We start from the raw sequence: 23,009 nt of genomic DNA on the forward strand, positions 1-23,009 counted from the left end.
GACCGGCCAAGACGCCACTAAGAATTCACCTGGCGGTAGGCCGGCGGGACGCATCCGTTCAACCTGCGGGCATAGCCTGCAAACGTGAGCAGGATGAAGTCGAGCCGGCGCACGAAGGCCGGCGGGCGGCCGGGGGCCGCCATCGCAGTCGTCACGTTTCTCGCCATAGCGGCCCTTGCGGTTCCCCACGCGTTCGCGTCGAACCCGGGGGCCGTTCCCTATGCCGACACGCCGCAGGGCTCCCAACGCACCGTCACTGTGGCCGACATCACCGACTTCCACGGGCACATCGAACGCGGCGAGGACGTCGCCGCCGGGTTCGCGCTCGCCGACGCGCACAACCCCGGCCACATGGTGCCGGTCTCCGCCGGCGACCTGGTGGGCGGCAGCCCCTACGAATCCGCGTTCGAACAGGACAGGCCCACGCTGGAGATGGCCAAGGCGTGGGGGCTGACCGTCTCCGCCGTCGGCAACCACGAATTCGACCGCGGCGTCGCCGACTTCGACGAGCGCATCGCCGCGCCCGCCAACGGCATCGACTGGCTGTGCGCGAACGTCTCCGCCGCCAACAAGTCCGCCGACGGCCGGCTCGACCGGGTGAAGGACTACGTGATCCGCAACGTCAACGGCAAACGCGTGGCGTTCGTCGGAGCCCTCACCGATGCGCTCGGCGCGGTCGCCACCCCGCGCATCACCGCCGACGCGGATCTCGGCGAGACCGCCGTGCACGCCATCAACCGCGTCGCCGACCAACTGAGCGACGGCGACGAATCCAACGGTGAGGCCGACGCGGTCGTCGCGCTGCTGCATGCCGACGCCTCCGCCGCCGCGGGAACCGGGGCCGACGGGCTCGACCGCAACGTCGACCTCGTCTACGCCGGCCATAGCCACGCCGTCAAACGCATGAGGACCGCCGCCGGCGCCCCCATCGTGGAGGCCGGAAGCTTCGGCAGGCAGATGGCCGTGCAGGACCTCGTCATCACCGGAGCCGGCCGGGCCGCGACCGTCGACGTGCGCGACGTGGACCTCGGCAACGGCATGACCCCCGCGAACGCCGCGGGCGTCTACGACCTCGCCGGCGTGTCCGGCTCCTCCGCGGGCGCCGCGCACGTGAAACAGGCCGCATGGGAGTCGGCGGGGGAGCCGTCCGCCCGCGTGCGCCGGGCACGCGCGGTCTGGACGAAGGCCTCCGCCGCGGCGCGCCGCGTGGGCTCCAAGGTGATCGGCACGATCGGCAGGGGCGCCTACTTCGGCAAGGTGCCGTCCGACGGCACCGAAAGCGCGCTCGGCGTGCTCGTCGCCGACGCCGAACGCGAGGCGGTCATGCGCGACCTGTACGCCGGCGACCGGATACCCGTCGTCGGATTCTCCAACGACGGGAGCCTGAGGACCGCGAACCTCGACGCGAACGGGGACGGGAGGATCACCCTGCGCGAGGCCGACAGCATGATGGCCCTGCAGTTCAAGGTGGCGAAGACCACGCTCACCGGCCGGGGGCTCAAGGCCGTGCTCGCCCAGCAGTGGCGCAGGCACGGCGGCAGGACCGTCGTCTCGCGGCTCGGCGTGTCGGGCAACGTGCGGTACCGGTACGTGACGGGAGGACACGCGCCCTCCGTGCCGGGGGAGGGGGGCGACGACCTGGGCGGCGCGTCGATCGTGGACCTCACGGTCGACGGACGCCCGATCGGCGACGACGACCTCGTCATCGCCGCGTCCAACTCGTTCCTCCTCCAGGGCGGCGACCGGTACACCGCGTTCCGCGCCGGCACCAACTACCGCGAGTTCGACGAGGGGTACGGCGCGGCGCTCGTCGACTATCTCGGCCGGCATCCGGGCGTGCGCGTCCCGCTGCCCGTCACCGGCACCGTGCTCGTGTGAGCGGGATCGCGGCCGATGGGGCCGCGGGACGCCGTGCCGATGCGACTGTTCGACCCCGCTGACGAGAGGCCGGACGGCGCGACCGGGGGCATACGGAAGGGGGGGGCGCCGTGAATTCACGGCGCCCCCCTTGGTCGGTGGCTTGCCCGGCGTGCGGAATCACTTCACCGCGTTGAGCCACTGCTCCTTGGTGGCCTTCTCGGCCTCGAGCTTCGCCTTCTTCTTCGGGTCGGACTCGGCGGCGATCTTCGCGTCGAGCTCGGCCAGCTGCGCGTTGAGCTGCTCCTCGAAGCTGGACTTGCGGGCGTCGGCCTCCGGGTCGGACTGCTTCCAGGCGGCGTCCTCCACGGCCTTGATCTGCTTGTCGACCGCGTCGAGACGGCCCTCGATGCGGCGCATGTCGTCACGCGGCACGTAGCCGATCTGGTCCCACTCCTCCTGGATCTTCGCGAGCTCCTGGCGGGCGCGCTTGGCGGCCTTCTCGTCGGCGACCGGCACGAGCGCCTCCGCCTTGACGAGCAGCGCCTCCTTGGCGGCCAGGTTCTCCTTCTCCGAGGAGCTGATCTGGTCGCGGTCGGCCTGACGCGCGTTGAAGAACGTGTCGGCGGCCTCGCGGAACTGCGCCCACAGGGCGTCGTCCTCGTTGCGGCCGGCGCGGCCCGCCTTCTTCCAGCGGTCCATCAGCTCGTTGAAGCGGCGGGAGGTCTCGCCCCAGGAGGTGGAGTCCTTCAGCTCGTTCGCCTCGGCGATGATCGCCTCCTTGGCGGCGCGGGCCTCCTTGCGCTCCACGTCGCGGGCCTGGGCCCACTTGCGGCGGGCCTGGTTGAACGTGGTGCGGGCGGCCGAGAAGCGCTTCCACAGCTCGTCGGCGTCCTTCTTGTCGATGCGCACGTTGTTGCGCTGGTGCTCCTGCCACTCGTCGAACAGGGCGCGGAACTTGTCCGCCGTGGAACGCCAGTTCGTGTTGTCGCCCAGGGACGCGGCCAGGGCCTCGGCCTTCTCGACGATGGCGGTGCGGCCCTCGATGGCCTTGGCCATGGCGGCCTTGCGGGCCTCGGCGATCTCGGCCTTCTTCTTCTCGCCGGCGGCCTTGAGCTCCTCGTACTGGGCCTTCAGCGCGGCGATGTCGCCGACGACGGCCGGCTCGGCCGTCTCCTCGGCGAGCATCTTCAGGGACTCGTCGATCTCGCGCGGCTTGACGTTGCGGGACTTGAGGCGGCCCGCCAGCGCGTCCAGCTTCGACTTGAGGTCCAGGAAGCGGCGGGCGTACAGGGCCAGCGCCTCCTCCTTGGAGACGTCCGGGAACTGGCCGACCTCGCGCTCGCCCTCGCCGTCCTTGACGTAGACGGTGCCGTCGTCGTCGACGCGGCCGAACGCCTCGGCGGCCTTCACCGCGGCCTCGGAATGGCCCTGCTGGGCCGGAGCGGCGACATGGGGCGCGGCGGCCGGCTTGTGCGCGAACGCGGCCGGGGAGGGCGCATGCGGCTTCGGCATGGCGGACGGTTTCGGGGCGGCCGGCGCGGCAGCGGGCTGCGCTGCCTGCTCGGCGTTCTCGGTGGTGTTCTCGTTTTCGGTGACGTTGTTCTCGTCGGCCATGGCCAGCTCCTTACAGCTTGGAAGTGTGTGCGGTGTGCGCCCCGCATCGTGAAGAATACGCGATGTTTGACGCAACCCTCACCTATTATATTGATTTCGTGGCTAAAGGCGCATCAATATCAGGATTTCCAGAGTGGCTCCCCTCTGAACGCGTTGTGGAGCAGCGTGTCATCGACACGCTCCGTGAGGTTTTCGAGCTCAACGGCTTCCTCGGCATCGAGACCCGTGCCGTGGAAACCGGGGCTTCCCTGCTGAAGAAGGGCGAGACCAGCAAGGAGATCTACCTGCTGTCCCGTCTGCAGGAGGTCGGCCGCGAGTCCGACACCCCGGTCGAGGAGCGGCTGGGTCTGCACTTCGATCTCACCGTGCCGCTGAGCCGGTACGTGGTCGAGCATTCCGGCCGGCTCGCCTTCCCGTTCAAGCGTTGGCAGATCCAGAAGGTCTGGCGCGGCGAACGCCCGCAGGAGGGCCGCTACCGCGAGTTCGTCCAGGCCGACATCGACGTGATCGGCCAGGGCGACCTTCCCGACCACTACGAGGTGGAGCTGCCGCTCGTCATGGTCTCGGCTCTTGAGCGTCTGCGCGCGTTCGGCCTGCCGAAGGCCACCGTGCACGCGAACAACCGCAAGCTGTCCGAGGGCTTCTACCGCGGGCTCGGCCTGACCGACATCGAGGGCGTGCTGCGCGAGATCGACAAGCTCGACAAGATCGGCGCCGACGAGGTCGCGAAGCTCCTCGTCGGGGAGTGCGGCGCGTCCGAGGCGCAGGCGCGCGCCTGCCTCGAGCTCGCCGAGCTGACCGCCGCCGACGGCGCCGAGCTCGCCGCGAAGTTCGACGCGCTGTGCGCGGCCCACGGCATCGCGGACGGTTCCGAGGCGTACGCGCTCGCCAAGCAGGGCCTCGACACGCTCGCGATGATCGTCGACCAGGCCGCGGCCATCCGCCCCGGCTCCGTGATCGCCGACCTCAAGATCGCGCGCGGACTCGACTACTACACCGGCTCCGTCTACGAGACCTTCCTCGACGGCGCCGCGTCCCTGGGCTCCATCTGCTCCGGCGGACGCTACGACAACCTCGCCTCGCAGGGCAGCCGCAAGTACCCGGGCGTGGGCCTGTCCATCGGCCTGAGCCGCCTGGTGAGCTACATGCTGCACACCGCCGGCGCCCACGCGAGCCGCGTCTCGCCGGCCAGCGTCCTCGTCGCCGTGTGGAACGAGGAGGACCGCGCCGCGTCCAACGCGATCGCGAACACGCTGCGCTCGCGCGGCATCGCCGCCGACGTGGCGCCCACCGCCGCCAAGCTCGGCAAGCAGATCAAGTACGCCGACAAGCTCGGCATCCCGTACGTGTGGTTCCCGGGCCAGGGGGGCGAGGGCGACGAGGTGAAGGACATCGTCTCCGGCGACCAGAACCCGGCCGACGCCACGTCATGGGAGCCGGATACTGTTAATGCCCGGCAAACCGTTGTTATTGACTGATTTTTTCGTCAAGCACTGAAAGAGGAAGCATGAGCCAGACGGCTTACAGAACACACCATGCCACCGAAGTCACCGAGGCGCTGGTCGGCGAGAAGGTCACCCTCGCCGGTTGGGTCGACCGTCGCCGCGACCACGGCGGCGTCGCCTTCATCGACCTGCGAGACTCCACCGGCCTCGTGCAGGTCGTCATCTACGACGAGGACATGGCCCGCCCGCTGCGCAGCGAGTTCGTCATCCAGGTCGTCGGCGAGGTCCGCCTGCGTCCGGAGGGCAACGAGAACGAGCATCTCGCCACCGGCAAGATCGAGGTCGTCGCCGAATCCATCGAGGTGCTCGCCAAGTCCGACGCCCTGCCGTTCCAGGTGTCCACCGCGCTCGAGAACGAGTCCGAGAACAAGCTGCCCGGCGAGGACGTGCGCCTGAAGTACCGCTACCTCGACCTGCGCCGCCCGTCCATGCAGCACAACCTCAAGCTGCGCTCCGACATGGCCAAGGCCGCCCGCCACGCCCTGGAGGACATGGACTTCACCGAGGTCGAGACCCCGACGTTCATCAAGTCCACCCCGGAGGGCGCCCGCGACTTCGTCGTGCCGGCCCGCCTCGTGCCCGGCTCCTGGTACGCGCTGCCGCAGTCCCCGCAGCTGCTCAAGCAGCTGCTCATGGTCTCCGGCGTCGAGCGCTACTACCAGCTGGCCCGCTGCTACCGCGACGAGGACTTCCGCGCCGACCGCCAGCCCGAGTTCACCCAGCTCGACATGGAGATGGCGTACGTCGACCAGGAGGACGTCATGGCCATGGCCGAGAAGGTCATCGCCGCCATCTGGAAGACCGCCGGCTACGAGGTCCAGCTGCCGCTGCCGCGCATCACCTGGCAGGAGGCCATGGACAAGTACGGCTCCGACAAGCCGGACCTGCGCTTCGGCAACCCGCTCGTCGAGCTCACCGAATACTTCAAGGACACGCCGTTCCGCGTGTTCCAGGCCCCCTACGTGGGTGCGGTCCTGTTCAAGGGCGGCGCCTCCACGCCGCGCCGCCAGTTCGACGCGTGGCAGGAGTGGGCCAAGCAGCGCGGCGCCAAGGGTCTCGCCTACGTGTCCTTCACCGAGGACGGCGAGCTCAAGGGACCCGTCGCCAAGAACCTGTCCGAAGCGGAGCGCGACGGCCTCATGGAGGCCGTGGGCGCCGAGCCGGGCGATGCCGTGTTCTTCGCCGCCGGCTCCCGCGAGTCCTCCCAGCTGCTGCTGGGCGCCGTGCGCGTCGAGCTCGCCTCCCGCGCGGGACTCCTGGACCCGAAGAAGTTCGCGTTCACGTGGGTCGTCGACTTCCCGCTGTTCAAGCGCACCGACGATCCGGACGACGACGACGTGGCGGTCGGCCACTCCAAGTGGACCTCCATGCACCACCCGTTCACCATGCCGTCCAAGGACTGGATCGACAGGTTCGACCAGGATCCGGAGCACGCCATGTCCGACTCCTACGACATCGTCTGCAACGGCGAGGAGATGGGCGGCGGTTCCGTGCGTATCCACCGCGACGACATCCAGGACCGCGTGCTCAACGTCTTGGGCATCTCCTCCGAGGAGGCGGCCGAGAAGTTCGGCTTCCTGCTCGAGGCGTTCAAGTACGGCGCCCCGCCGCACGCGGGCATCGCCCTCGGCTGGGACCGCACCGTGTCGATCCTCGCCGGCGCCGACACCATCCGCGACGTCATCGCCTTCCCGAAGGCGGGCGGCGGCCGCGATCCGCTGACCGGCGCCCCGGCCCCGATCTCGGCCGAGCAGCGCGCCGAGACCGGCGTCGACTACGACCCGGAAGAGGACGAGGACTGAGATAGTCCCCACCCGCCAAAGGGCGAGCCTCCTGTCGGGGCTCGCCCTTTGCGTATCCCGGTTCACGATTCGTCAAAGGCGGGAATCATGAACCCGACACCCGGTCCACAAACCATTCGTCATGGGAGACGACGACCAGCGCGCCCGGGTAATCGGCCAGCAAGCGGGCCAGCGACTCCTTCGACGACAGGTCGAGATGGTTCGTCGGCTCGTCCATGACGATCAATTGAGGACCGGCCGGCAACGCCAGGCACACCAGGAGCTTGCGCAGTTCGCCCGGCGACGGTGATCCCCCGGCCAACAGCCGGTCCGGGTCGGCGTTGAGCCGCGCGTACGCGCCCAGCACGCGGGCCCGGTCGCCGGAGGACAGCCCCTGCAAACGGCCCATCGCCGCAACGCGGTCATCGTCGGTGAGTTCCTGGGCGACAATCAGTTTCGGCACGTCGGCGACGTGCGCGAGCATCGTGCGCAACAATGTCGTCTTGCCGGTGCCGTTCGTCCCCGTCACCGCGACATGGTCGCACGGGCCGATCGAGATCGTCGGAATCACGAGTCCCGCCGCCGGCACGTCATCGGCGGCCGACGACAGTCGGATGCGTCCGCCCGAGACGACGGCCCGCGACAGCCTGGACGAGTCGAGACCCAAGCCGTCCTCGCCCACGGCTTCCGGCCCGGCATCGGCGGCGTCCCGTCCGTCGAACCGGATCACGCCCGACTCCAGTCGTATCAACTCGCGTCGCCGGCTCGGCGCGATATCCATCCAGATGTCGCCGTCGTAGCGTTTCGCCGCGACCGTGAGCTCCGCCTCGCGCCGCCGCGCCGCGTCCGCCCGGGCGTCGAGCCGCGCGTAGGCGCGGGTGACGCCGCGGTCGAGGCCGGTCATCTTCGCCAATTGGCGTCTGTCCCGCGCGTCGTGGTCGTGCCGGTCGATATGTCGGCCGTTGCGTTTCGCCGCCTCGACCTGCCGCACCTTGTCGAACCGTCTCGCGCGGGACGCCGCCAATCGGGCGGTCTCGCGCCGCGCCTCGGCCAGCGCCTCGGCGTCGGCGTCGTCGCGCGCCTCGATCGCCGCCGCGGTCCGCGTCCATCCGCCGGGATGGGTGTCGACGACGGTCACGTTGCGCGTGCCGACGTGACGTCGCGAGAAGACGACGCACCGGCCGCACACCGCGTCGATGAGAGACGCGTCGTGCGAGACGACGACGCCGATGCCGCGGTATACGCGCATCGCGTCGATGATGCGCGCCCGCGCCTCGGCGTCGACATGGTTCGTCGGCTCGTCGAGTATCAGCACGTCGGGGCGTGCGGCGAGCGCGCAGGCGAGCTGCATGCGCTTCCTCTCGCCGCCGGACAGCGTGTCGTAACGGTACGGCCAGTCATCGCCCACGCCAAGCGTGTCGCGTACGGCGATCGTCTCCGGCGACCAGTCGGCGGCGAACGCGTCGAGATGCTCCGGCGGGATGTCGACGCCCTGCGGGCAATGGCCGATGACGAGACGCTTCGGATCGGGCGCGACGGCGCCCTGATCGGGGGCGAGGGCGCCCCGTGCGATGGCCATGAGCGTGGATTTGCCGATGCCGTTGTCACCGACGACGGCGGTCCAGCCGTGCGGGAACGACACATCGACGCCGGAGAACAGCGGTTCCGGAGCGTCCGGATAGGTGAAGCCGATGCCGGTGAGGGTGAGGATGGAGGGTTGCATGAGGGTCACGCCTTTCGTTCTGGGCGTACCGCTTGGGATGATATGACGATGACGGCGGGGAACCGGATACGGTCAACGGGCCCAGCGCATATGTCGCCTGCGATCGGCCACGCCCGGACGGGCGGAAGCCGGAGCCCATTGACGGATGACGCGCGGCGGCACGCTTCGGCGCGTGGTTCCGCTGGAGTGCCGTCATCCTTCACAGGCGCAACTTGGGTGGGTTCCTTTCATAAGGGTCCCGTGGGGGACCCGACTGTCCGACGGGGGTAGTGTACACCATGCGCTGGTTCACGATTTCCGGTCCAAGCGAATCGTGAACCGGAGAACGGGTTATAGGCAACGGGTATAGGCCGGGCGGCGTGGGATGGACGGGCCGTCGTTATGGTGGGCGGGTGATGAAGCCATCGGCCCGGCGGCGGACCGGCCCGGGGCGATGGGCGGTCGGCATATACGAAGGGGGACACATGACGTTGGAGATACTGGACTGGCATGACGGGGACCTGCTGGCGAAGCCGGTGTTCGACAGGCTCAACGCACTCGTGGCGGCCGGCGTGCCCGAATCCAAGATCCTGGGCGTGACCATCAACACGGACGAGGAGTCGGACACCGACCTGTGGTGCCCGAAGTACGGCATACCGTTCGCGATCACCGGCAACGTGGTCGTCGTCCACACGCACAAGACCCGCAAGGCGCCGCCGCAGTTCGCCGCCGCGTTCGTCACCGCGGACACGCGCGCCGACCTCAACGGCGTCGTCAAGCACACGCTGGAGGTGTCGAAGGTGAGTTTCGCGCCCATCGCGGCCGCCGTCGAGGCGACGGGCATGGAGTCGGGCGGCATGTCGCCGATCGGTCTGCCGGAGTCATGGCCGCTGCTCGTCGACCAGCACATCCTGTCGATTCCGAAACTGTATCTGGGAAGCGGCATCCGCCCTTCGAAGCTCGTGGTGGACGGTTCGATCTTCGCCGACATCCCCGGCGTCACGTTCGTCTCCGGACTGGGCCGGCTACGTCCCGCGGCCCCGGCCGTGTGAGGGTCGGCGGCACGCGACGGCGTCCTGGCGTGAGCGTTCACATGCCCGATGGCCCGGAAACGGCGGAATGACGCCCGTCTCACATAGTGAAGAGACGTGGGGCGGCAGGTAGCCCTCTGGTAACACGCTGCGGTTATACTCGCGGGCTATGTCAGAGAAACAAGAAGAAACGCGACCCGTGGCGCCGCTGGTGCCGGGCGCCGAGACCTCCGGCCATCCGCTCGTCGAGCTGACCCACGTCGAAAAGCACTTCGGCGACCTGCACGTCCTCAAGGACATCAACCTCACCGTGAACAAGGGCGAGGTCCTCGTCATCGTCGGACCCTCCGGCTCCGGCAAGTCCACGATGTGCCGCACCATCAACCGACTCGAGACCATCGACTCCGGCGACATCCGCATCGACGGCAAGGCCCTGCCCCAGGAGGGCAAGGAGCTCGCCAACCTGCGCGCCGAGGTCGGCATGGTGTTCCAGTCCTTCAACCTGTTCGCCAACAAGACCATCCTCGAGAACGTGACGCTCGCGCCCATCAAGGTGCGCCACATGGACAAGAAGGAGGCCGAGCGGCTGGCCATGGACCTGCTCGCCCGCGTCGGCGTCGACTCCCAGGCCAACAAGATGCCGTCCCAGCTCTCCGGCGGCCAGCAGCAGCGCGTCGCCATCGCCCGCGCCCTCGCCATGCGCCCGAAGGTCATGCTCTTCGACGAGCCGACCTCCGCGCTCGACCCGGAGATGGTCAACGAGGTGCTCGACGTCATGGTCGAGCTCGCCCACGAGGGCATGACCATGCTGTGCGTCACCCACGAGATGGGCTTCGCGCGCAAGGCCGCGGACCGCATCGTGTTCATGGCCGACGGCCAGATCCTCGAGCAGAACACGCCGGACGAGTTCTTCGAGCACCCGAAGACCGACCGCGCCAAGGACTTCCTGTCGAAGATCCTCACCCACTGACGCACCGGGGAAGGGACAAGAAGGACAAGCAATGACGTTCAAACCATCAATGAAACGGATGGCGTGCCGCGTGGTCGCCGCCGTGGCCGCGCTGGCGTGCACGATGTCGCTGGCCGCCTGCGGTTCCGACGAGGCGGGCAAGATCCGCATCGGCATCAAGTTCGACCAGCCGGGCCTCGGCTTCAAGAAGTCCGGCACCTACGTCGGCTTCGACGTGGACGTGGCCAAGTACATCGCCAAGAAGCTCGGCTACTCCGAGGACGAGATCATCTGGAAGGAGGCCCCGTCCAAGCAGCGCGAGGCCATGATCCAGAACGGCGACGTGGACATGATCCTCGCCACCTACTCGATCACCGACGAGCGCAAGAAGGCCGTGTCCTTCGCCGGGCCGTACTTCGTGGCCGGCCAGGACCTGCTCGTGCGCAAGGACGACACGTCCATCAACGGCCCCGAGGACCTCAACGGCAAGCGCCTGTGCTCCGTCACCGGTTCGACCTCCGCCGCCACCGTCAAGGAGAAGTTCGCCTCCGAGGTGCAGCTCATGGAGCAGCCCGGCTACGCGGAATGCGCGACGGCCCTGTTCTCCGGCATCGTCGACGCGGTCACCACCGACGACATCATCCTCGCCGGCCTCGCCTCCGCCTCGCGCGGCAAGCTGCGCGTCGTCGGCAAGCCGTTCACGCAGGAATACTACGGCGTGGGCATCAAGAAGGGCGACACCAAGCTCGCCGCGCAGATCAACAACGCGATCGTCGACATGATCCAGGACGGCTCCTGGAAGCGTGCGATCAGTGACAACACCAAGGGCACGGCCTACACGCCGAACGCGGAGTACAACCCGCCGACGCCCGACGAGGGCGAGGGGGACAAGTGATGAACGGATTCCTCGAACTGTTCGGACAGTACGACGTGCCCGGCGCGTTCCTCGTCAACATCGAACTGACCCTGTGGAGCGCCCTGTTCTCGATGATCCTGGGCGTGATCCTCGTGGTCATGCGCATCTCGCCGATCTCGTCCCTCAGGGCCGTGGCCGGCGCCTACGTGGAGCTGTTCAAGAACCTGCCGCTGACCATCATCATGGTGTTCATGGTGCTCGGCGCGTACGCGCAGCTGAAGCTCACCTTCTCCAACACGTTCGCCACGAACTTCTTCTGGCTGGCCGTCATGGGCCTGAGCCTGTACACGGCCGCGTTCGTGTGCGAGTCGCTGCGCTCCGGCATCAACACGGTGCCGCTCGGCCAGGCCGAGGCGGCGCGCGCGCTGGGCCTGGGCTTCATGCAGTCCGCCACCGAGATCATCCTGCCGCAGGCGTTCCGCGGCTCGGTCGCCCCGCTCGGCAACACGCTCATCGCGTTGCTGAAGAACTCGACCGTCGCCGCCGCCGCATCCGTCTCCACCGAGACGTCGTCGCTGATGAGCCAGATGATCGAGTTCCGACCGGACGTCATCATCCAGATCTTCCTGATCTTCGCGTTCGGCTACGTGATCCTCATCATCCCGATCGGCATGCTCACCACGTACCTGTCCAACAAGCTCGCCGTGAGGAGGTGAGACGCACATGGCCGATACTTCCAATTCCGTCCTGTTCGATGCGCCCGGTCCCAAGGGCCGCCGCACCATCCGCACCATCAACTGGATCGCCGGCATCGTCTTCGCCGTGCTGGTCGTGCTCATGCTCATGCGTCTGCACAACCCGCCGGACGGCGAGAACCAGCTGAGCTGGGAGCTGTGGAAGCCCGCCCTCGAGAAGGAGGCGTGGACCGACTTCTACCTGCCGGGCCTGTGGATGACCGTCAAGGCCACCGTGCTCGCCGTGGTCGGCGCCGTCGTGTTCGGCCTCGTCTTCGGCGTGGGCCGACTCCTGCCGAACCCGCTCGTGCGCGGCGTCTCCGCCGTGATCGTCGAGTTCTGCCGCGCCGTGCCGGTGCTGCTGCTCATGATCTTCTTCTGGCGCTGGTTCGCCTTCGCCGGGTTCCCGAGCCCCTCGTACTGGGCGGTCGTCATCGCGCTCGTGCTCTACAACGGCTCCGTCGTCGCCGAGCTCGTCCGCTCCGGCGTCGGCAACCTGCCCAACGGCCAGCGCGAGGCCTCGCTCGCCCTGGGCCTGACCGAAACCCAGTCCCTCATCCAGATCGAGGTGCCGCAGGCCGTCTACGCCATGCTGCCCGCCGCCGTCACCCAGCTCGTCGTCGTCCTCAAGGACACGGCGCTCGGCTCGATCATCATGTACACCGACCTGCTGCAGGAATCGCGCCGCCTCGGCTCGATGTACTTCAACATCCTGCAGACGCTCGTCATGGCCGCGGTCATCTACTTCATCGCCTGCTGGCTGCTGTCCCGCCTCGCCGAATGGCTGCCGGAACGCATGCAGCAGCGCACGGCCGCGCCCGCCGAGCCCGAGCCCGTCGCGCCGATCGCCGCCGGCGACCCGTCGAACATCAACCAGATCGCCGTGGCCAAGGAGGTCGAGGAGCTGCCGCTCGGCGGCGCGCCCCGCCAGTACCACGTGCACCACCGCGGCACGAACGCGTCGATCCGCAACTGGCGTCGCACCCGTTACGAGCAGGGCTATGACGCCACGCAGCCCGAATCGCAGATCGACCCCGAGACCGGGCGCCTGATCCGCGACGAGGAGGCCGAACGCAAGGCGAAGGCCGCCAAGGCCGCGTGCCTCGCCGCCAAGGCCGCCAAGGAGAACGGCGGCGAGACGGCCGAACGCCACGACCAGTACGGCCACGGCGAAAAGCACGACCGCGCCGTCTTCAAACCGCATGGCGACATCGGCAAGAAGGGCCACGACGACATGGGCCATCGCCCGAGGATCTGACCGGCGACGGACCCCGGTCCGCGACGACGGGCACGGACTCGCCGGCCGCTAATCCGGCACGAAGAGTTCACCCACCGTTCGACCGGCGCCCGCGCTACGTAGCGAAACGGCGGATAGGTTAGGGAACATGACACCGTTCCCGAACCCATCCGCCGTCGTCGTATCCGCGTCCGTCCGCGCGTCCGTCCGCATGCTCGTCCGCAGGGTCGCGGCGGCGTTGGCCGCCGTCACGGCCGCCGCCGCGCTCGCCGTCGCGCCGATCCCCGGAACCGTTCCCGCCGCACGCGCCGACCAGCTGCCCAACCCCGACTGGGTGGCGCTCCTGTCCGACTACGAGAAGGACTACTGGAAGGTGCCCACCAGCGCGAAGGACGGCGGCAAGGTGCTCGACAAGGCCGTGATGAAACGCGACGAGGACCTCGCCGTCGCCATCAACCACAAGGGCGCGGAAAACGCCGACGCCGAAGGCCTCACCCCGCAACGCAAACGCGCGCTCGTCGACTCCGACCTGCTGCCGCGCGAGACCATGCCCGACGCGCTCGGCCCCGTGCTCGGCCGGTACATGAGCGAAGGCATCAACGAACATAAGCTCGGACGCGTCGTCGACCTGTTCCGCTTCAACGTGGCCTCCACCTACCTGTCCAAGCGGGCCGCCATGCACCCGCGTCCCTACCTCGACCGGTCGCTGAGCACCTACAACGGCACGAACGACCTCGCGGGGCTGCCCGCCACGCTCGACATCAGGGAATCCCCGTCCTGGGGCGAGCACATCCCCGGCTACTCCAACCTGCAGAAGAACAGCTCCTACCCGTCCGGGCACACGACCATGGCCTACTCGTGGGGCGTGGCGCTCGCCGGCATGATCCCCGAACTCGCGCCGCAGATCATGGCGCGCACCTCGGAGGCCGGCAACAACCGCATCGTGCTCGGCGTGCACTATCCGCTCGACATCATGGGCGGGCGCATCGGCGGTTCCGCGCAGAACGGGCAGTACTGGCACAACGAGTTCGGCACGTCGGTCGCGCCCGCCGCACGCCAACTGCGCGACTATCTCACCGCACGCTGCAGGGCCGACGGCCACGGCGCGACGCTCAAGGCGTGCATCGCGAACCTCAAGGCCGCCGGCGAGGGCGGCTACACGAACGGGTTCCTCGACCCCGTGGCCGACGAGCCGGTCAGGGACCAGGCGTCCGCCGTGCGCGTCTACGACAAGCGCATGACCTACGGCTTCGCGCAGGAGAAGTCCGAGAAGGGACGTCCGTTCACCGCGCCGCGCGGGGCCGCCGACGTGCTGCGCCTCGCATACCCCGAACTGCACGCCGACCAGCGCGACGCGATCCTCAAGGCCACCGCGCTCGACTCCGGCTACCCCCTGTGGAAGTCGTCCGAAGGCTGGCAGCGCATCGACTGGGCGAAGGCCCTGTGCGCCCGCGTCACGTTGGATGAGAACGGCGACGTCGTCAAGGTCGAGACCGCCGACGAGACACGTCTCGACGGGCCCGCCGTCGTCAACGCGCGATACGCGGACCGGGGAGGCCACCCCGCCTCCGACCGGGCGGCCGGCGAGAACGGCGACGGGCCGGCCGGCCCCGCCGGGTACGTCACGGACATGGAACGGCAGGCGTTGACCGTCGTCGCCATCGGGACCGTCGGGGTCGCCGCGGTCGCGGGCGCGATGCGGGTGCGCGCCGCCCGCCGACGCAGGGCGTGACGGGCCGTGGTCCCGCGGCGACACGGCCCCGGGGAGGGAGAGACGTCCGGTCGCGTCAGCCCAGACTCGACAGCGTGGGCGGGATCGTCTCGGTCAGCGGGTCGCCGAACGCGCGGTTCGACTGCGCGTACTTGAGCTGCATGCCGATGACATGGTCGGCGTAGACGATCTCCTTGATGTAGTAGATGTACCCGCCCTTCGCATAGCTCACGTAGATGGACGGGTCGGCGTTGAGGTCGTAGGTGATCTCCACGCCCGCGTTCGCCTCGACGCGCGCCATCTCGCCCGCCGCGGAACCGGTCGTGTTGGCCGCGCGCCACGTGGTGATCGTCACGCCGGAGCCGTTGAACGTGTACCCGGTGCCGTCCGACGTGTCGCCCGACTTGCGGAAGTTGTCCGGCACGCCGATCGAATAGCCGCCGGCCGTGTTCGCGTACTGCCTGAGCGTGGAGGACGGGGGAACGGAGGCGTCGGCGGAATCGGAACCGTCGGCGTCGTCGTCCGTGGCGCCGCGGTCGCGGTAGATGTAGCGGATGATGAGCTCGGACGGGTCGTCGCCGGCCGCGTCCACGATGTCCGCCACGGGACGCCTGCACATCTTCGGCGTGTACGTGACCTTCACCTTCGTGCCGTCCGACGTGACGGTGCGGGCGCGTGAACCGGAGAAGTCGAACGTGTTGTCGGCCATCACGTCGCCGTCGGCGTCCTTGAGGGTGATGCGCGCCTTCGGATCGTCGAAGCGGGTCGCCGAGCCGTCGGAACAGGTGGAGGTGACCAGGATCGTGACGACCAGATCGTTGCCGGACCGTTCGACGGACACGACCTGCATGTCCGGGTCGGCGTCGCATGAGGCGGCCGTCGCGCCGGACGACGACCCGTCGCCCGAGGATCGCGACACCGTGGCCTGCGGCGTGGCGTGCGTGCGCTCGTAGACGTTTCGTCCGACGAAGACGCCCGCGACGAGCATCGCGACGGCGAGCACGGCGGCGACGGCGACGAGCGCCGTCTGCCCGCCGGTCCACGGCCGGCGTGCCGTCGTTGCGGCCTGCCCCGGCGACGGCGTGGAGACCGCGGCCTGCGGCGCGGTCTGCGGCGGTCGGGGCACCGGCGGCATCGGATGCGCCGGCGGCGGCGTTCCGGGCGTGCGGTCCGGCGCCGCGTCCACCACGGTGGCGTCGGCGCCGGCGGGCACGAGATTGCCGCATTCCGTGCAGAACCGGTCGTCGTCCTCGAGCGGCGCGCCGCATGTGGGGCAGATCGTCATGATTGCTTCCTCTCCTCGACGCATGTTCCGTGCGTTTCCCTGTGGGGCGGCCGTGGAACCCACCGGGCATCATGGGCCGTCCTGTCTCAATAGTAGGCCGTGCCGCGGGCGTAGAATCGGAAGGCATGGGCAAGGACGACAGGAAAAACGGCAAGGGCGGCAGGGACCGTGCGGGGACGGGCAAGGATGCGCGCAAACGCGTCGACAAGGCGATGGACCGCGCCGAGGAGCTCATCGGCGCGGTCGAGGAGTCGGACAGCGTGGCCGAGCGTCTCGCCCGCGCCGCGAAATCCAGCGAACTGCTCAGCGCCGTATGGTCGCTGCCGCCGGCGCAGCGGCTCATGTTCCATCATGGCGTCGATCTGGGGGAGCTGGCCGCGACCGGCGCGGGGGAGACCCCCGGCTTCGACGGCGACAAATACGACGGCGAACGGTTCATCGACCTGAGTTCATCGGGCATCGCCCGCTACCAGCGGCTTCTGTACGCCAACGGCGTGAAGGGCTCGCCCAGGCGGCTGCTCATCGTGCTGCAGGGCATGGACGCCTCCGGCAAGGGCGGCATCGTGCGCCACGTGTTCCGCCAGGGCGACCCGATGGGCATCCGCTACCACGGCTTCGGCAAACCCACCGAGGAGGAGGCGTCGCACGGGTTCCTGTGGCGCGTGGAGCGACAGCTGCCCGACCCGGGGTGGATCGGCGTGTTCGACCGTTCGCACTACGAGGACATCGTCATGCCGCACATCTACGGCACCTTCCCCGAAAGCGTGTGGCGGGGACGCTACGACATCGTCAACGAGTTCGAGCGGGACCTGGCGGCCTCCGGATGCGCGATCATCAAGATCTTCCTCGTCTCCAGCCGTGAGGCGCAGCGCGGGCGCTTCCTCGCGCGCCTCGACGACCCCACCAAATACTGGAAGTTCGACGTGTCCGACCTGGACGCGAGGGACCGCTGGGACGACTACATGGACGCCTGGCAGGAGGTGTTCGAGAGGACCAGCACGCCCGCGGCGCCGTGGTATCTCGTCCCCGCCGACGAACGTTGGTATTCGAGGGCCGTCGTCTCCGAACTGCTGCGCACCACGTTGCGCAACATGAACATGACCTGGCCGCCGCTCGAGGCGCAGGTCGACCCGGATGATGCGCGCAGCCGCCTCGCGGCGTAGTCCCGCGCCCCGGGCCGGACGCCCCGGTGTAGACTGGACGGGAGGAAGTCTCCGGTCGACGAGGTCGTCGGCATGGTGCGGTTCGGGATGTTCGGGGTGTCGCGCGACCGGTGAAGCCACGGGAGGGGACATCATGCGGTTCTGTATGCAATGCGGTCGGAGGAACAGGGACGGGGCGAAATTCTGCGCGGGATGCGGCGCCTCGCTGGTGTACGAGTCGGCTTCGCGTCCGGCGGAACCCGGGACCGGGGGTGCGGCCGCGTCGATCGATGACGCCACGGTAGTCTCGTCCGGGGCTGGCCGGCCCCCGCAGGTCCCGTTGCCGCCCCGGGAGCAACAGCCTGCGTCGTCCGTCGGGGATGCCGTGACGGCCACGCCTTCCGTGTCGGCGGGTGAGGCGGTCACGGCGGAGGATTCGATGCCGGAGCGCGGGCGGACGGTCCCGACGCCGCGGGAATCGACGGCTAATCCGCGCCGCGGCGTGACGACGTTCGGCGAGCTGGCGCATGAGCATCGGGAACGGGACGAGGACGCGAAGGCCCGGGAACAGGCGCCGGCCGCCGGCGGACGGGGCGCGCGGGGCGACGAATCATACCGTCGCGGCGCGTCCATCGACACGAACACGAACGCCGCGGACAGCGGAAGCTTCGGCTGGGCGGTGCTCGGCTTCTTCGTGCCCCTGGCCGGGATCATCCTGTACTTCGTGTGGAAGACGGAACGTCCCTCCAACGCACGGCGATGCCGCAACGGCGCCATCGCCGGCATCGCGGCCAACATCATCTTCGGGCTCGTCATCCGCGCCGTGACCTACGCCGCCGTGCAGAGCCTCAACGACCAGATCACGTCGTCGCAGTCGGCGTCATCCGGATCGTCCGGCGGCACGACCGGGAACGACACGTCCGCATCCGGCGGGTCGTCGGCTTCCGGCTCCACGGCCTCGGACGACGGGTCGTACGGCGACCCCGACGACTGGCGTCTGTCCCTCGACGGGTTCGGCCCGGTCAGACTCGGCATGACCGCCGCCGAGGCGGAGGCGACCGGAGGATTCAAGTACATGGACGCCTGCGACGTGGGCGCGCTCTACTGGACGGGAGACGGCGGCAAGGCGGATGACCTCAATGTCGTGGCATGGCTCAACGAGCAGGGGTACGTGTGGAGCATCAGCACCGATGGCACGTCCACGGCGGACGGTGTCACCTCGTCCACCACGTTGTCCGACCTGAAGTCGATATACGGGAGCCGGCTCATCAAGGACAGCAGGCCGGACCACGACACCTATGTGGTGAACGGTTCCGGGTCGTATCTGCTGTTCACCATCAACGACGACACCGGAACGGTGGGCCATCCGAACCATATAGCCCAACTCATCGAGGGCAACGTCACGGCCGACACCGTCCCCAACGCGTTCAGCTGCAAGACCGCCTACCGCGACTGACTCGATCGGGTCGCGCAAGCGGGAGCGGAAAGGGACGGCCATGGCCGGTGCGCTCCTGCGGCTACACTCGTGAAGCATGATTGACGAGAAGGAATACGACGACATGGATCGCGACGACGCGACGCGCGACGACGCGGACACCGCGACCCGCTACGGGTCGCTGGGGCGGCTCGCCCCCGCATGGGACGGACACGAACGGGAATGCAACCTCACCGACGACGACATCTACGAGCGGTTCTTCGGCTGGGTGGAGGACGTCAAGGGCATCGAGCCGTGGCCTCACCAGGAGGAGGCCATCATGGACCTGCTCGCCGGCGACCACGTGATCCTCAACACGCCCACCGGCTCCGGCAAGTCGCTGGTCGCGCTCGGCATGCACTTCGCCGCCCTGTGCACCGGCCGCCGCTCCTACTACACGGCGCCCATCAAGGCGCTCGTCTCCGAGAAGTTCTTCGACCTGGTCGACGTGTTCGGCCGCGACAACGTGGGCATGATCACCGGCGACAGCCACATCAACGCGGACGCGCCGATCATCTGCTGCACCGCCGAGATCCTCGCCAACCAGGCGTTGCGCGAGGGCGAGCACGCCGACATCGGCATGGTCGCCATGGACGAGTTCCACTATTACGGCGACCCCGAGCGCGGATGGGCGTGGCAGGTGCCGCTGCTCACCCTGCCGCAGACCCGGTTCCTCCTCATGAGCGCCACGCTCGGCAACGTCGACGCGATCGCCGACAAGCTCTCCGACCTCAACGACGTGCCCGACGTGGACGTGATCGCCGACGCGCCGCGACCCGTGCCCCTGAGCTACGAATACACGCTCGACCCGCTGGAGAAGACCGTCGAACTCGCGTTCAGGAACGGCGAGACCCCCATCTACGTCGTCCACTTCTCGCAGGACGCCGCCTTGGAGACCGCCCAGGCGCTCGCCTCCACCGGCGTCTCCAGCAAGGAGCAGCGCGCCGCCATCGCCGAGGCCATCAAGGGCGTGAAGTTCACCACCGCGTTCGGCAAGATCCTGCAGCGGCTCCTTCGCACCGGCGTCGGCATCCACCACGCCGGCATGCTGCCGCGCTATCGGCGCCTCGTCGAACAGCTCGCCCAGCAGGGCCTGCTGCCCGTCATCTGCGGCACCGACACGCTCGGCGTCGGCATCAACGTGCCCATCCACTCGGTCGTGCTCACCGCCCTGACCAAGTTCGACGGCACGAAGATGCGCCGGCTTAGGGCCCGCGAGTTCCACCAGATCGCCGGCCGCGCCGGCCGCATGGGCTTCGACACCGAAGGCCTCGTCGTCGCCGAGGCGCCCGAATACGAGATCGAGAACCAGAAGGCCATCGCCAAGGCGGGCGGCGACCCGAAGAAGCTCAAGAAGGTCAAGCGCAAGAAGGCGCCCGAAGGCTTCGTCACGTGGAACCAGGGCACGTTCGACAAGCTCATCGACGCCGCCCCCGAAACGCTCGTCCCGCACCTCAAGATCACGCACTCGATGGTGCTCAACGAGGTCGAGCAGGGAGGCGACGCCCGCGCGCGCATCGACGACCTCATCGACGATTCCGCGCAGACCCCCGACCAGAAGGAGAAGCTCCACCAGCGCGCCGACGAGATCTTCCAGACCCTGTTCGACACCGACGTGATCGAGGTGCTCGAGGGCCGCGACGGCGGCAGGGACTACGTGATGACGCTCGACGTGCCCGACGACTTCGCGCTCGACCAGCCGCTCAGCCCGTTCCTGCTCGCCGCTCTGGAACTGCTCGACCCCGAGTCGGACACGTACGCGCTCGACGTGATCTCCATGGTCGAGGCCACGCTCGACGACCCCAAGCAGGTGCTGCGCGCCCAGGAGCGCGCCGCCCGCGACAAGGCCATGGCCGACATGAAGGCCGACGGCCTCGACTACGACGAGCGCATGGACCGCCTCCAGGAGATCACCTACCCCAAGCCCCTGGAGGACATGCTCGACGCGGCGTTCGACCAGTACCGCCACGACGTGCCGTGGGCCAACGACTACTGGCTGAGCCCCAAGTCGGTCGTGCGCGACATGGTCGAGACCGCCTCCGACTTCACCGGCTACATCGCCCGCTACAACATCGCCCGCTCCGAAGGCACGCTGCTGCGCTATCTGTCCGACGCGTACCGCGCGCTCGCCCGCACCGTGCCGCCGGAGAAGCGCGACGAGCAGCTCGACGACATCATCGCCTGGCTGCGCGTGCTCGTGCGCTCCATCGACTCCTCGCTGGTCGACGAATGGGAGAACGCGGGCGCGGACGGCTCCACGGACGCCTCCGAGGCGGCCGCCTCGCTCGCCGCCCCCGGCGCGCGCGACGCCGTCGTCGAGGACCGCCGCGGCCTCACGGTGCTTGTGCGCAACGCCCTGTTCCGCCGCGTGCAGCTCATGGACCTCGACGACCCGGACACGCTCGGCGCGCTCGACAAGGACTGGGGCTACGGCGTGCACGAATGGGAGGACACGCTCGACGACTACTACGACGAGCACGAGTACGTGAACACCGACGCGAAGGCCCGATCCGCGGAGCTCTTCATGCTCGACACGAAGCACGAGAAGGACGAGCATTCGTGGAGGGTGCGCCAGATCATCGACGACTCCGACGGCGACCACGACTGGGCCATCGAAGGCGTCGTCGACCTCGACGCCACCCAGGAGGGCGGCGAGGTCGTCTTCTTCGACTACAAGGTCGGCGACGAATGACCGACAACGACCTGTTCGCGGCGTCGGACGCGCCGGACGGGGTGACGCGTCCGCTCGCCGTGCGCATGCGCCCGCGCACGCTCGACGAGGTCATCGGGCAGTCCCACGTGCTGGGGGAGGGCTCGCCCCTGCGCCGTCTCGCCAACCCGGCGTCGAAGGGCTCGCTCACCGCGCCCAGCTCGATCATCCTGTTCGGGCCTCCCGGCGTCGGCAAGACCACGCTCGCCACGATCGTCGCCCGCCAGTCCGGCCGCGTGTTCGAGGAGCTGTCCGCCGTGACCAGCGGCGTCAAGGACGTGCGCGCCGTGCTCGACCGCGCGCACGAACGGCTCGTCGCGCGCGGCCAGGAGACCGTCCTGTTCATCGACGAGGTGCACCGCTTCTCCAAATCCCAGCAGGACGCGCTCCTGCCGGCCGTCGAGAACCGCGACGTCACGTTCATCGGCGCGACCACCGAGAACCCGAGCTTCTCCGTCATCAAACCGCTGCTCTCCCGTTCCGTCGTCGTCAAGCTCGAATCGTTGGAACCGGAGCAGCTCGACGACCTCGTCCGGCGCGCCCTCGCCTCCGAACACGGGCTCAAAGGCGAGGTGAGGGCCACCGACGAGGCGATCGGGGAGATCGTGCGCATGGCGGGCGGCGACGCGCGCAAGTCCCTGACCATCCTCGAGGCGGCCGCCGGCGCCGTCACCGGCGACAAGGCGCGCGAGAAGGGCAGGCGCCGACCGGTCATCACGCCCGACGTCGTCTCCACCGTGATGGACGTGGCCACCGTGCGCTACGACAAGGACGGCGACGACCATTACGACGTGATCTCCGCGTTCATCAAATCGATGCGCGGAAGCGACCCGGACGCGGCCGTGCACTACCTCGCGCGCATGATCCGCGCCGGCGAGGACCCGCGGTTCATCGCTAGGCGCATCATGATCGCCGCCGCCGAGGAGGTCGGCATGGCCGCCCCGCAGATCCTGCAGGTGACGGTCGCCGCCGCGCAGGCGGTCGCGCTCGTCGGCATGCCCGAGGCGCGCATCATCCTCGCCGAGGCGGCCATCGCCGTCGCCACCGCGCCGAAGTCGAACGCCAGCTACACGGCCATCAACGAGGCGCTGGCGGACGTGGACGCCGGGCACATCGGCGCCGTGCCGCTGTACCTGCGGAACGCCCCCACCAGGCTCATGAAGGAGTGGGGCAACCACGAGGGCTACAAATACGCGCACGACTGGCCGGGCGCGGTCGCCCCGCAGGAGTACCTGCCCGAGGACCTGCGCGGCCGGCGCTACTACCGGCCGAACGACCGCGGCTACGAGCGCGAGGTCGCCGCCAGGCTGGAACGCATCGAACCCATCCTGCACGGCGGCGATGACGGGGTACAATGTTGACGACCAATCAGCGGTCCATGGGGGACCGGGACGACGCCGGCGGTGTGTGGCGGGAAA

The 23,009-nt window shown here is 68.9% G+C and carries 15 protein-coding genes and 2 pseudogenes; 14 read left to right on the top strand and 3 right to left on the bottom strand.

Annotation, left to right across the window (positions count from 1 at the left end; all coding sequences use genetic code 11):
• Positions 1-93: 93 nt before the first annotated feature.
• Positions 94-1,878: a bifunctional metallophosphatase/5'-nucleotidase gene (locus GFD21_RS00785; RefSeq protein ID WP_163196022.1), complete on the top strand. Its 1,785-nt coding sequence runs from the start codon at positions 94-96 to the stop codon at positions 1,876-1,878.
• 159 nt (positions 1,879-2,037) lie between these two features.
• Here GFD21_RS00785 and GFD21_RS00790 read toward each other — a convergent pair whose 3' ends face one another.
• The gene (locus tag GFD21_RS00790; RefSeq protein ID WP_163196023.1) at positions 2,038-3,474 is read right to left on the bottom strand and encodes a DUF349 domain-containing protein; all 1,437 of its coding nucleotides are present in this window, start codon (positions 3,472-3,474) and stop codon (positions 2,038-2,040) included.
• A 98-nt stretch (positions 3,475-3,572) separates the two neighbouring features.
• Between GFD21_RS00790 and hisS the strand changes: the two genes are divergently transcribed.
• Complete coding sequence (gene hisS, locus GFD21_RS00795; protein WP_163196503.1) at positions 3,573-4,952, top strand: histidine--tRNA ligase; 1,380 nt, start codon at positions 3,573-3,575, stop codon at positions 4,950-4,952.
• Positions 4,953-4,981: 29 nt separating this feature from the next.
• Positions 4,982-6,781, top strand: a complete 1,800-nt coding sequence (aspS, locus tag GFD21_RS00800; RefSeq protein WP_163196024.1) for an aspartate--tRNA ligase — start codon at positions 4,982-4,984, stop codon at positions 6,779-6,781.
• 85 nt (positions 6,782-6,866) lie between these two features.
• Here aspS and GFD21_RS00805 read toward each other — a convergent pair whose 3' ends face one another.
• Entirely contained in the window at positions 6,867-8,483 is a 1,617-nt protein-coding gene (locus GFD21_RS00805; RefSeq protein WP_225431579.1) for an ATP-binding cassette domain-containing protein, read from the bottom strand.
• Positions 8,484-8,947: 464 nt separating this feature from the next.
• Here GFD21_RS00805 and GFD21_RS00810 point away from each other — a divergent pair, with 464 nt between their 5' ends.
• The 6 genes and pseudogenes from GFD21_RS00810 to GFD21_RS00835 all read left to right on the top strand — a co-directional run bounded on the left by GFD21_RS00810 (position 8,948) and on the right by GFD21_RS00835 (position 15,001).
• The gene (locus GFD21_RS00810) at positions 8,948-9,514 is read left to right on the top strand and encodes a YbaK/EbsC family protein (RefSeq protein WP_163196026.1); all 567 of its coding nucleotides are present in this window, start codon (positions 8,948-8,950) and stop codon (positions 9,512-9,514) included.
• Between the two features lie 148 nt (positions 9,515-9,662).
• The gene (locus tag GFD21_RS00815; protein WP_163196027.1) at positions 9,663-10,463 is read left to right on the top strand and encodes an amino acid ABC transporter ATP-binding protein; all 801 of its coding nucleotides are present in this window, start codon (positions 9,663-9,665) and stop codon (positions 10,461-10,463) included.
• Between the two features lie 31 nt (positions 10,464-10,494).
• Complete coding sequence (locus tag GFD21_RS00820; RefSeq protein WP_163196028.1) at positions 10,495-11,337, top strand: glutamate ABC transporter substrate-binding protein; 843 nt, start codon at positions 10,495-10,497, stop codon at positions 11,335-11,337.
• The gene (locus GFD21_RS00825; RefSeq protein WP_163196504.1) at positions 11,337-12,014 is read left to right on the top strand and encodes an amino acid ABC transporter permease; all 678 of its coding nucleotides are present in this window, start codon (positions 11,337-11,339) and stop codon (positions 12,012-12,014) included. Before GFD21_RS00820 ends, GFD21_RS00825 begins: the two co-directional genes overlap by 1 nt.
• A gap of 7 nt (positions 12,015-12,021) precedes the next feature.
• Positions 12,022-13,119: pseudogene (locus tag GFD21_RS00830) on the top strand (amino acid ABC transporter permease); the annotation flags it as partial.
• Between the two features lie 361 nt (positions 13,120-13,480).
• Entirely contained in the window at positions 13,481-15,001 is a 1,521-nt protein-coding gene (locus GFD21_RS00835) for an acid phosphatase (RefSeq protein ID WP_163196505.1), read from the top strand.
• 55 nt (positions 15,002-15,056) lie between these two features.
• Here the strand turns inward: GFD21_RS00835 and GFD21_RS00840 are convergent, their stop codons facing one another.
• Positions 15,057-16,265 carry a zinc ribbon domain-containing protein gene (locus tag GFD21_RS00840; protein ID WP_163196029.1) on the bottom strand — a complete coding sequence of 403 codons (1,209 nt, stop codon included), beginning with the start codon at positions 16,263-16,265 and terminating at the stop codon, positions 15,057-15,059.
• Positions 16,266-16,477: 212 nt separating this feature from the next.
• Here GFD21_RS00840 and GFD21_RS00845 point away from each other — a divergent pair, with 212 nt between their 5' ends.
• The 5 genes and pseudogenes from GFD21_RS00845 (at position 16,478) to GFD21_RS00860 (ending at position 22,952) form a co-directional block, all read left to right on the top strand.
• Positions 16,478-17,428: a PPK2 family polyphosphate kinase gene (locus GFD21_RS00845; RefSeq protein WP_404801547.1), complete on the top strand. Its 951-nt coding sequence runs from the start codon at positions 16,478-16,480 to the stop codon at positions 17,426-17,428.
• 145 nt (positions 17,429-17,573) lie between these two features.
• Positions 17,574-17,630: pseudogene (locus GFD21_RS11370) on the top strand (zinc-ribbon domain-containing protein); the annotation flags it as partial.
• A gap of 279 nt (positions 17,631-17,909) precedes the next feature.
• Positions 17,910-18,863 carry a PLD nuclease N-terminal domain-containing protein gene (locus GFD21_RS00850; protein WP_263862622.1) on the top strand — a complete coding sequence of 318 codons (954 nt, stop codon included), beginning with the start codon at positions 17,910-17,912 and terminating at the stop codon, positions 18,861-18,863.
• 103 nt (positions 18,864-18,966) lie between these two features.
• The gene (locus GFD21_RS00855) at positions 18,967-21,573 is read left to right on the top strand and encodes a DEAD/DEAH box helicase (RefSeq protein WP_163196032.1); all 2,607 of its coding nucleotides are present in this window, start codon (positions 18,967-18,969) and stop codon (positions 21,571-21,573) included.
• Positions 21,570-22,952 (top strand): replication-associated recombination protein A, encoded by a 1,383-nt coding sequence (locus tag GFD21_RS00860; RefSeq protein WP_163196033.1) that lies wholly within the window; start codon positions 21,570-21,572, stop codon positions 22,950-22,952. Before GFD21_RS00855 ends, GFD21_RS00860 begins: the two co-directional genes overlap by 4 nt.
• Positions 22,953-23,009 lie beyond the last annotated feature (57 nt).

This window comes from Bifidobacterium platyrrhinorum, assembly GCF_010667645.1.
Taxonomy (GTDB): domain Bacteria; phylum Actinomycetota; class Actinomycetes; order Actinomycetales; family Bifidobacteriaceae; genus Bifidobacterium; species Bifidobacterium platyrrhinorum.

What these genes read in the sequence shown, in the direction of transcription:
- GFD21_RS00785 (WP_163196022.1), top strand. Translation starts at nt 94, where the DNA reads ATGAAGTCGAGCCGGCGCACGAAGGCCGGCGGGCGGCCGGGGGCCGCC.
- GFD21_RS00790 (WP_163196023.1), bottom strand. Translation starts at nt 3,474, where the DNA reads ATGGCCGACGAGAACAACGTCACCGAAAACGAGAACACCACCGAGAAC.
- aspS (WP_163196024.1), top strand. Translation starts at nt 4,982, where the DNA reads ATGAGCCAGACGGCTTACAGAACACACCATGCCACCGAAGTCACCGAG.
- GFD21_RS00805 (WP_225431579.1), bottom strand. Translation starts at nt 8,483, where the DNA reads ATGCAACCCTCCATCCTCACCCTCACCGGCATCGGCTTCACCTATCCG.
- GFD21_RS00810 (WP_163196026.1), top strand. Translation starts at nt 8,948, where the DNA reads ATGACGTTGGAGATACTGGACTGGCATGACGGGGACCTGCTGGCGAAG.
- GFD21_RS00815 (WP_163196027.1), top strand. Translation starts at nt 9,663, where the DNA reads ATGTCAGAGAAACAAGAAGAAACGCGACCCGTGGCGCCGCTGGTGCCG.
- GFD21_RS00820 (WP_163196028.1), top strand. Translation starts at nt 10,495, where the DNA reads ATGACGTTCAAACCATCAATGAAACGGATGGCGTGCCGCGTGGTCGCC.
- GFD21_RS00825 (WP_163196504.1), top strand. Translation starts at nt 11,337, where the DNA reads ATGAACGGATTCCTCGAACTGTTCGGACAGTACGACGTGCCCGGCGCG.
- GFD21_RS00835 (WP_163196505.1), top strand. Translation starts at nt 13,481, where the DNA reads ATGCTCGTCCGCAGGGTCGCGGCGGCGTTGGCCGCCGTCACGGCCGCC.
- GFD21_RS00840 (WP_163196029.1), bottom strand. Translation starts at nt 16,265, where the DNA reads ATGACGATCTGCCCCACATGCGGCGCGCCGCTCGAGGACGACGACCGG.
- GFD21_RS00845 (WP_404801547.1), top strand. Translation starts at nt 16,478, where the DNA reads ATGGACCGCGCCGAGGAGCTCATCGGCGCGGTCGAGGAGTCGGACAGC.
- GFD21_RS00855 (WP_163196032.1), top strand. Translation starts at nt 18,967, where the DNA reads ATGGATCGCGACGACGCGACGCGCGACGACGCGGACACCGCGACCCGC.
- GFD21_RS00860 (WP_163196033.1), top strand. Translation starts at nt 21,570, where the DNA reads ATGACCGACAACGACCTGTTCGCGGCGTCGGACGCGCCGGACGGGGTG.